This window comes from Segatella sp., assembly GCF_977051555.1.
Genome location: NZ_CDRSSE010000041.1, coordinates 24909 through 34562 on the forward strand (window position 1 = coordinate 24909; position 9654 = coordinate 34562).

A 9654-nucleotide genomic window follows, 5' to 3' on the forward strand; every position below is an offset into this window, starting at 1 on the left:
ATGGACTATTTATCACTTATCAAGCTGCCTATAGAGGCAGAATTAGCAGATTTTATAGATTTGTTCAACAAGTCTCTTATGCATAGCGATGGCCTCCTTTCCCAGGTGCTCGACCACATCCGTCAGCGCGCTGGAAAACGTATGCGTCCTATACTCATCTTGTTGATGGCACGTAATTTTGGAAAGGTTTCCAGTGTTACCCAGCATTCTGCGGTAGGTCTGGAGCTTCTTCATACCGCTTCGCTGGTACATGATGATGTGGTTGATGAGAGTGGGGAGCGCCGCGGACAGGCTAGCGTGAATGCTACTTATAATAATAAGGTGGCTGTGCTGGTGGGCGATTTCATTCTTTCCACCGCCTTGCTTCATGTATCTTATTCGCATTCAGAGGAAATCGTGCGTTATCTAGCTGAGTTGGGACGTATCCTGTCTAATGGTGAGATTCTTCAGCTCAACAGTATCAGTAATGAAGAGATATCGGAAGATATTTATTATCAGGTGATTAAGCAGAAAACGGCTGCTCTCTTTGAGGCTTGCGCCGGTATCGGAGCGATGTCTGCCAATGCTTCAGAACTGCAGATTGAAGAGGCGAAGCGTTTCGGACAGAACTTGGGCATCATCTTCCAGATCCGTGATGATGTCTTTGATTATTATGATTCCAAGGAGATAGGTAAACCTACTGGTAATGATATGGTTGAAGGAAAACTGACTCTGCCTGTAATATATGCTTTGAAGTCTACCGGTGATGAGGAGATGATAAAGCTTGCCAGAAAGGTTAAGACTCATACTGTTACGGCAGACGAAATAGCTCAGTTAGTGGCATTTACAAAAGAAAACGGAGGTATTGAATATGCGGATAAGCGCATGTGGGATTTCCATGCCGAAGCTATGAATTTCCTCGATACTTATGTAGAGGATAAGGATATATACAATGCCTTGAAGGCTTACCTGGATTTTGTGATTGAAAGAAAAGCTTAATATAAGAATTGAAGAAAAACATAATATAAAAAGGGTTGGTTCTCAGAGAGAATCAACCCTTTGCGTTTTTGTATTCTGTTGATAACCAGTTACTTTTCTTTAGAAGTATTTAATCTCCTTGCCAAGTATTTCGCTCAAGAGGAGGTTGGTCAGGCGTGATGTGCCGAGGCGCAACCACTGGTTGGTCAGCCACTTCTCGCCCAAAACTTCCTTCACGATGGTGTAGTAAACTACGGCATCATGAACGGTATTGATACCACCTGCAGGCTTGAAGCCAATCTGGATACCAGTCTTCTCGTAATATGCCTTGATTGCCTGGCACATGACGTATGCTGCTTCTGGGGTAGCTGAGACCTTCTCCTTGCCTGTTGAGGTCTTGATATAGTCTGAACCTGAGTACATTGCGAGGATAGAAGCCTTCATGATGTTGCTGCAATTCTTCAGATCGCCTGTCTCCAGAATGCACTTCATTTTATGCTCTCCGCATGTCTCCTTGAGTTCCTGAATATCATCGCAGAGCCCCTCGTAATCTTCGCTGAAGAACTTGCCAACAGGCATTACGATATCCACCTCTGTAGCACCATCCTTGATAGCCATAGCGGTTTCTGCAATCTTTACCTCGATAAAGGTCTGAGAGGATGGGAAATTGCCACTTACTACAGCGATTTCTACGCCGTCAACCTCCAGACTCTGGCTGATAAGGCCGGCAAAGTTAGGGTAGGTACATACGGTTGCTACGTGAGGAAGCTGAGGATAATCCTTGGCAAACTGGTTCACCTTTTCAATCATCTTCAGGATGCTTTCTTCTGTATCTTCTGTATGGAGAGAAGTCAACTCGATGCTACCGAAGAGGAACTTCAAGACCTCCATGGTCTCATTCTCTGCTACCTTCTCATCGAGAATCTTCTTTACTGCAGCAGCTACTTCCTCATCGTTGAGGTTGCAGTTGTACTGCTTCAAAACTGATAAATACTTGTCGTCTGACTCTTTATACTGTCCCTGCTGTGCAAGAACCTGTTCTTTAATACTGCTCATACTTAATGTTATTTATATAATTATTAAAGTTAAGTTTTTATATGAATAGCAATTTTAATTCTTGTAGTTCTGTTCTTTATCTTCCTGATGCTCAGATAGTTTTGGGTTGTTTTTATGTCTTTCAGAATCCCTTTTGGTCTTCTTGTCAAAACTCTTTTGGAGTTCTTCTGTCAAGTCAACCCCTGTCTGATTTGCCAGGCAGATAAGCACCCATAGAACATCGGCCATTTCTTCGCCCAAGTTAGGTTTCTCGCCTTTCTTGAAACTCTGGTCACCGTATGTTCGGGCAATGACGCGTGCCAGTTCGCCCACTTCTTCCGTGAGGCAAGCCATATTGGTAAGTTCGCTGAAATAGCGTACGCCATATTCTTTAATCCACTGATCTACAGCTTCTTGTGCTTCTTTTATTGTCATCTTCCTAATTCTTTTATGGGGAAAGATGCCTTTCTTTAAGGGTAGGGCATTATTCCTTGTTGTGAGTATCCATCATGATGGTTACCGGTCCATCGTTCAGTAAATCAACCTTCATATCGGCACCAAATTCGCCTGTTTCTACTGGCTTTCCGAGTGCATCGGATAGCTTTTTGCAGAACTCCTTATAGAGTGGAATGCTGATTTCGTGCTTGGCTGCTCTGAGCCAGCTTGGGCGGTTTCCTTTCTTGTAGCTGGCGAATAGGGTGAACTGGCTGATGACCAAAATCTCACCATTTATATCCATGATGGAGCGGTTCATAACGTGGTTTTCGTCGTCGAAAACACGGAGTCCTATTACCTTTCTGACCAGCCAGTCTACATCTTCTGAAGTGTCGCTTTCCTCTATTCCCAGAAGGATCAGATATCCTTGTCTGATGGCAGATTTAACCTCTCCTTCGATGGTAACTGAGGCGTGAGAGACACGCTGTATTACGATTCTCATATTACTACTTTGAACTTTGAATGTTGAACATAGAACTTTATGAATAGCATTTGTGGAATGCTTGCTTCGGTTCTGTTCTTCTTCTTATTATTAATATATATATAGTATAGTTTGAACTGCAAATATACAACTTTTATTTCATATTCTCGCCTTTTTCTTCGAAATATTTTGAAAGAATTTCTGCCTTATGAGGGCCTAATACTTCTGAAAGTTGTTCCAAGGATGCTTCTTTCATCTTTTTCACGCTCTTAAACTTGCTCAGAAGGGCTTCTTTAGCCTTTGGACCGATGCCTTTGATATCGTCTAATTCTGAGTGAAGAGCATGTTTGCTGCGCTTGTCGCGATGGAAGGTGATAGCGTATCTGTGCACCTCATCCTGTATCTGCGTCAGTACTTTGAACAGTTCGCTTTCGGGTGGTAGGGCGATGGTTTGAGGAGGGAATCCGAAGAGGAGTTCGTTGGTTCTGTGCCGGTCGTCCTTGGCAAGACCTGCGATAGGAATATCCAGGTGTAATTCGTCGACAATAACCTCTCTTACTACGTCCATCTGACCCTTTCCGCCATCGGTAATAATGAGGTCTGGAAGTGCAGTTTCTTCCTCTATCATGCGACTGTACCGGCGTCTTACCACCTCTTGCATGGATGCGTAATCGTCCGGCCCTTCCACCGTCTTAATGTTGTATTTCCTATAGTCTTTTCTGGATGGTTTCATACCTTTATATACGATGCAACCTGCCACGGCATCAGTACCGGATATGTTGGAATTATCGAAACATTCTATCTGGTAAGGCATCTTCGGAAGCTTTAATTTGGCTTGCAATTCCTTCATCAATCGGGTCTGTTTCTGCTCCGGATTGAGTTTCTCAGCCTGCTTCAGACGGTCGAATTTATACTGTTTGCAGTTCATTTCCGACAGTTCCAGAAGGTGCTTTTTGTCTCCTCTCTGGGGTACGAAGAAGGTGGCATCTTTCAGCTTCCATTCCATTTCGAAGGGCACGATTATCTCCTTCGATGTGGAGTGGAAACGCTCTCTGATTTCTGGAATGGCAGTAATCAGAAGTTCCTCGTCGCTCTCCTCCAGTTTACGTTTATATTCGTAGGTGAAGCTCTGGTTGATGGTGCCGTTTTTTACGTGAATATAGTTGATGAAGGCATTTTTGTTGGCATCATCATTTACGATGGTGAAGACATCTACATCTGTAATGGTATGGCTTACTACCTCGCTTTTTGCCTCAAATTCATCCAGTAATTGGTACTTTTTCTTATATTCTTCGGCTATCTCAAAGCGTAGAAGTTCGGCATTTTTCATCATCAAATCGTAGAGATATTTGCTTACTTCCCGCGTGTTTCCCTTCAGAATTTCACGTGCCTGGCGCATGTTTTCCTGATATTCCTCATAGCTCTGCTTGTTGATGCAGGGTGCTCCGCAGTTGTGGATATGATACTCCAGACACGGCTTGTATCTGCCTTCAGCAACGCCTTCTCTGGTGATAGGCATTCTGCAGGTGCGGGGCTTATAAAGCTTCTTGATGACCTCTAAAACGGCATACATGCTGCCGATATGAGGGTAAGGACCGAAGAAGGTTCCCACTTTTTTATTGATATGACGAGTCTTGAAAATGCGTGGAAAATACTCGTTTGTTACGCATATAGAAGGGTATGTCTTGCCGTCTTTCAGCAGGACATTGTATCTTGGATTATACTTTTTGATCAGGCTGTTTTCGAGTAAAAGTGCGTCTTCTTCTGTGTTTACGACCGTATAAGATATGTCGTGAATCTTAGAAACAAGCACCTTTGTCTTGTATCTGTCTACCTCTTTATGGAAGTAGGAAGATACTCTTCTCTTCAGATTTTTCGCCTTTCCCACATATATTATCGTATGATTTTCGTCGTAATATTGGTAGCTTCCTGGCTTCTCCGGCATACTTAAAACGATGTTTTTAAGCCTAGCCAAACGCTCCTCATTCTCTTGTTTCGTCATATTTTTACTTGTTTTTAAAGGGAAAACGAGCGTTACTGTTTCACGTGAAACGGCAACGCTCTAGTGTCTTTTACTGCTTCCTTGCTGCTTCTTTGCTGCATTCTCGCAGTATTTCTTGCAGTATTTTTGCTGCTTATAACTGTAATAAAGTAGTTACTTCAACGTCTGGATCAAAGGAATTTCTGCCTTCGAAATTCTCGTTTACGAGTTCGATGATGAAGTTGGCATATACCTTTTTCGGATGGAATTTCTTTACCAGGTCGCATGCTGCTTTCATGGTTCCACCGGTGGCAAGGAGGTCGTCGTGGAGGAGTACGATGTCGTCCTCATTGATGGCATCTTCGTGGATTTCGATGGTGTCGATACCATATTCTTTAGCATAACTTTCCTGTACGGTTTTGCATGGAAGTTTGCCCGGTTTTCGGCATAAAACTACGCCGGCTCCGAGACGGATAGCAAGGGCAGAAGACATTACGAAACCGCGTGATTCGATGCCTACAATCTTGGTGATTCCTTTGTCTTTGTAGAGTTCATACATCTCATCGCTGATCTCTTTTAAAGATGCAGGATTCTTGAAAAGGGTTGAAACATCGCGGAAGTTTACACCCTTGATTGGCCAATCTGGAATGCAACGCAGATTGTCTAATAATAGCTGATTGTTCATTACTTTTTATGCTTTAAATTGATACTTATTTTGTTCTTTTTTCTTGTTCCTTTTTATGGGCTTTTTGCCCGTTTGTTTTTGCCTTTTACTCGATTTTATCCGCTTTTGTTTCACGAATTGCTGAAGTTTTACTTTAACCGCAAAACACTTGATGCAACCTTTCTTAAGCGGTTGAGCATCAAATGTTTTGCTAACGGTCTGTTTCACGTGAAACATTAGAAGCCCCCTTGTGTTTCGCTGTGAAACGGCTTATCTTCCGAGTAATACAAGCATCACGTTGATATCGCTTGGTGATACGCCCGGAATTCGGCTTGCCTGTGCCAAGGTTTCCGGGTCGATGCGCTCGAGTTTCTGACGTCCTTCCGTGGAGATTTCGTGGAGATCGGAATAGTTGAAACGGCCCTTTATCTTGATGTCCTCCAAACGGTGCATCTTGTCGGCAATGAGACGCTCTCGTTCGATGTAACCTTTGTACTTCATCTTGATTTCTGCAGCTTCCGCAATCTCTTCCTTTCGGTTCGCTGGCGTTTCCAGCGCAGCCTTCAGGTCCGGAATAATCTCCGAAAGATTCGTGAGGTTCAGATGCGGACGAGCGATGAGCTCGATGAGCTTGCAGCCGGCGCGAAGTGGAGTAGTGCCGAGCGCCTCCAGTTTCGGATTTATCTCATCCTTCTTGATAGGATAGTTGGCGCAGAATTCAATGATTCTTCCGATGGCTTCTTTTTTCTCTATCCACCAGTCGTAACGGTCGCGCTTGGCAATTCCGAGTTCGTATGCTTTTTCGGTGAGTCGGGCATCGGCATCGTCCTGGCGGAGCAGAATGCGGTATTCGGCTCTGGAGGTAAACATACGGTATGGTTCGTCCACTCCCTTTGTGGTGAGATCATCGATGAGTACGCCGATATAACTTTCATCGCGGTTCATCTCGAATGTTTTGTCGCCAACACAATGCAAGGCTGCGTTGATTCCGGCCACGGTTCCCTGACCTCCTGCTTCCTCATAACCGGTGGTTCCGTTCACCTGTCCGGCAAAGAAGAGACCTTTGATGATTTTCGACTCCAGTGAATGTTTGAGTTGGGTAGGGTCGAAGTAATCGTATTCGATGGCGTACCCCGGTCTGTAAATCTTGGCATCTCTCAAAGCAGGAATCTCGTGAAGTGCATTCAGCTGGATATCCATCGGCATGCTCGAAGAAAAACCGTTTAGATACATCTCGTTCGTATCTTCGCCTTCCGGTTCCAGAAAGAGCGGATGCTGATCCTTGTCGGGGAAGGTGACGAGCTTCGTTTCTATACTCGGACAGTAACGTGGACCGGTACTCTGAATCTGACCATTATATAAAGGTGAATCAGCGAGACCGCTTTTTAAAGTTTCGTGTACCTTCTTGTTGGTGTAACAAGTCCAGCAAGGCAATTGTTTCAGAACCCGATGTTCTCCCATGTAAGAGAACTGGTGGAAATCGCTGTCGCCCGGCTGTTCTTCCATATCTTCGAAATGAACACTTCTCTTGTCAATTCTGACCGGAGTTCCGGTTTTCATTCTGGCTGTAGTGATACCCCATCGGGTGATGCTCTCCGTAAAGTTGTGTACGGCTGGTTCGGCGCATCTTCCGCCTTCTACCATCTTTCTTCCTACATGCATCAGTCCGTTGAGGAATGTTCCAGCGGTGATGATGATGCTCTTGGCATAGAATTCGGCTCCCCAGATGGTTTTTACGCCGATGGCTTCTCCGTTAGCTACGAGCAGTTCGTCAGCCTGGTCTTGCCAGATGTCGAGGTTGTCGGTATGGTCGAGGGTGGTTCTCCATTCCCAGATAAACTTTCCTCTGTCGCATTGGGCACGGGGGCTCCATACGGCAGGACCCTTGCCGATGTTGAGCATTCGGAACTGGATGGCGGTTTTATCCGTTACGATACCCATCTGTCCGCCCAAAGCATCGATTTCGCGCACAATCTGTCCCTTGGCAATACCTCCGATGGCGGGGTTGCAACTCATCTGTCCAATCTTGTTCATATCCATCGTTATCAAACAGGTTTTGGCACCCATGTTTGCAGAGGCTGCAGCAGCCTCGCATCCGGCATGTCCTCCACCGATAACGAGCACGTCATAATTGAATTTCATACTTCGTTTAATCTATATTTTTTCTAATTTTCGGCAAAAGTAAGAAATAAAATCGAAATTTTAGCAAAAATACTTTGATAAATCATTAAAATATAGTAATTTTGCAGCAGACTTGCGAAAATATACCTAGAAATGAGGATTGCAGAATGCCAAAAAATAGGTATTGCAGGGACGAAAAGTGTGGAATATAAATTAGTTTCAAACAGTTAAATAATTAAATTTCAATCATTTATGTGGTTAATCAATTCATCTATTGGTAGAAAGGTAGTGATGTCAGTAACTGGTATCGCTCTTATTCTATTCTTGACATTCCACGGTTGCATGAATGTGGTTGCGCTTTTCTCTGGAGAAGCTTACAACACAATCTGCGAGTTGTTGGGTGCTAACTGGTACGCCGTAGTTGCAACTTTGGGTTTGGCAGCTTTGGCAGTTTGTCACATCGTTTACGCTTTCATCCTGACAGCACAGAACCGTCGTGCTCGCGGTAACCAGCGTTACGAGGTAACAGCAAAGCCAGAGAAAGTAGAGTGGGCTAGCCAGAACATGTTGGTGCTCGGTATCATCATCGTTCTCGGTTTGTTGCTTCACCTCTTTAACTTCTGGTACAATATGATGTTTGCTGAACTCTTGGGTACAAGCTTCGGCCACAGCCCAGCAGACGGCTTCGCATTCATTCAGGACACCTTCGCTAACCCTGTGTTCGTAGTTCTCTACATCATCTGGTTGGTAGCTCTTTGGTTCCACCTCACTCACGGTTTCTGGAGTGCTATTCAGACTCTCGGTTGGAGCGGTAAGACTTGGTTCTGCCGTTGGAAGATGATCGGTATGATTTATTCTACCATCCTGCTTCTCCTCTTCATCGTAGTTGTATTGGCATTCGCTTTCGGTTGCGCTCCATCTTTGTGCTGCGCATAATTCGTGTAATCATTTAAGTATTAAAAAAGATTATGGCAAAAACATTAAATTCTAGAATACCTGAAGGACCAGTTGCTGAGAAGTGGACCAACTATAAGGCTCACCAGCGTTTGGTTAACCCAAAGAATAAGTTAAAGCTCGACGTTATCGTTGTAGGTACAGGTTTGGCAGGTGCTTCTGCTGCTGCTTCTCTCGGCGAGATGGGCTTCAATATCTTGAACTTCTGCATCCAGGACTCTCCACGTCGTGCTCACTCTATCGCAGCACAGGGTGGTATCAATGCAGCTAAGAATTATCAGAATGATGGTGACTCTGTTTACCGTCTGTTCTACGATACTGTAAAGGGTGGTGACTACCGTGCTCGTGAGGCTAACGTTTACCGTTTGGCAGAGGTGAGCAACGACATCATCGACCAGTGTGTAGCTCAGGGCGTTCCTTTCGCTCGTGAGTACGGTGGTATGCTGGCTAACCGTTCTTTCGGTGGTGCTCAGGTATCTCGTACATTCTATGCTAAGGGTCAGACAGGTCAGCAGCTCCTCCTCGGTGCTTACTCTTCTTTGAGCCGCATGGTTGAGGCAGGTAAGGTTAAGCTCTTCACCCGTTACGAGATGGAGGATATTGTGATCGTTGACGGTCACGCTCGTGGTATCATCGCTAAGAATTTGATTACAGGTAAGTTGGAGCGTTTCTCTGCCAACGCCGTAGTTATCGCTACCGGTGGTTATGGTAACGCTTACTTCCTTTCTACAAACGCTATGGGTTGTAACTGTACAGCAGCTATCCAGTGCTACCGCAAGGGTGCTGACTTCGCTAACCCATCTTACGTTCAGATTCACCCTACATGTATCCCTGTTCATGGTACAAACCAGAGTAAGTTGACTTTGATGTCAGAGTCACTCCGTAACGATGGTCGTATCTGGGTTCCTAAGAAGATTGAGGATGCTAAGGCATTGCAGGCTGGTACAAAGAAGGGTTCTGATATTCCTGAGGAAGACCGCGACTACTACTTGGAGCGCCGTTACCCAGCATTCGGTAACCTGGTTC

At 44.8% G+C, this 9654-nt stretch carries 9 protein-coding genes; 3 read left to right on the plus strand and 6 right to left on the minus strand.

Annotation, left to right across the window (positions count from 1 at the left end; translation table 11 throughout):
* Positions 1-978 carry a polyprenyl synthetase family protein gene (locus ACWJAO_RS10060; protein ID WP_449140152.1) on the plus strand — a complete coding sequence of 326 codons (978 nt, stop codon included), beginning with the start codon at positions 1-3 and terminating at the stop codon, positions 976-978.
* Between the two features lie 99 nt (positions 979-1077).
* Here ACWJAO_RS10060 and deoC read toward each other — a convergent pair whose 3' ends face one another.
* The 6 genes from deoC to mnmG all read right to left on the minus strand — a co-directional run bounded on the left by deoC (position 1078) and on the right by mnmG (position 7695).
* On the minus strand, positions 1078-2013 hold the full coding sequence (deoC, locus tag ACWJAO_RS10065; protein ID WP_449140153.1) for a deoxyribose-phosphate aldolase: 936 nt from the start codon (positions 2011-2013) through the stop codon (positions 1078-1080).
* A 54-nt stretch (positions 2014-2067) separates the two neighbouring features.
* A complete protein-coding gene (locus tag ACWJAO_RS10070; protein ID WP_449140154.1) occupies positions 2068-2427 on the minus strand; it encodes a nucleotide pyrophosphohydrolase in 360 nt (119 codons plus the stop codon).
* 49 nt (positions 2428-2476) lie between these two features.
* Positions 2477-2929, minus strand: a complete 453-nt coding sequence (gene dtd, locus ACWJAO_RS10075) for a D-aminoacyl-tRNA deacylase (protein WP_449140155.1) — start codon at positions 2927-2929, stop codon at positions 2477-2479.
* A 133-nt stretch (positions 2930-3062) separates the two neighbouring features.
* Positions 3063-4910 carry an excinuclease ABC subunit UvrC gene (gene uvrC, locus ACWJAO_RS10080; protein ID WP_117695103.1) on the minus strand — a complete coding sequence of 616 codons (1848 nt, stop codon included), beginning with the start codon at positions 4908-4910 and terminating at the stop codon, positions 3063-3065.
* Between the two features lie 133 nt (positions 4911-5043).
* On the minus strand, positions 5044-5574 hold the full coding sequence (locus ACWJAO_RS10085; RefSeq protein WP_022120113.1) for an adenine phosphoribosyltransferase: 531 nt from the start codon (positions 5572-5574) through the stop codon (positions 5044-5046).
* Positions 5575-5823: 249 nt separating this feature from the next.
* Complete coding sequence (mnmG, locus tag ACWJAO_RS10090) at positions 5824-7695, minus strand: tRNA uridine-5-carboxymethylaminomethyl(34) synthesis enzyme MnmG (RefSeq protein WP_449140156.1); 1872 nt, start codon at positions 7693-7695, stop codon at positions 5824-5826.
* A gap of 231 nt (positions 7696-7926) precedes the next feature.
* Between mnmG and ACWJAO_RS10095 the strand changes: the two genes are divergently transcribed.
* Together ACWJAO_RS10095 and ACWJAO_RS10100 are read left to right on the plus strand one after the other, a co-directional pair.
* Positions 7927-8610 carry a fumarate reductase transmemBrane cytochrome b subunit gene (locus ACWJAO_RS10095; RefSeq protein WP_022120110.1) on the plus strand — a complete coding sequence of 228 codons (684 nt, stop codon included), beginning with the start codon at positions 7927-7929 and terminating at the stop codon, positions 8608-8610.
* Between the two features lie 32 nt (positions 8611-8642).
* Positions 8643-9654: FAD-binding protein (locus ACWJAO_RS10100; protein WP_449140157.1), on the plus strand; the 1012-nt coding region annotated here is incomplete at its 3' end.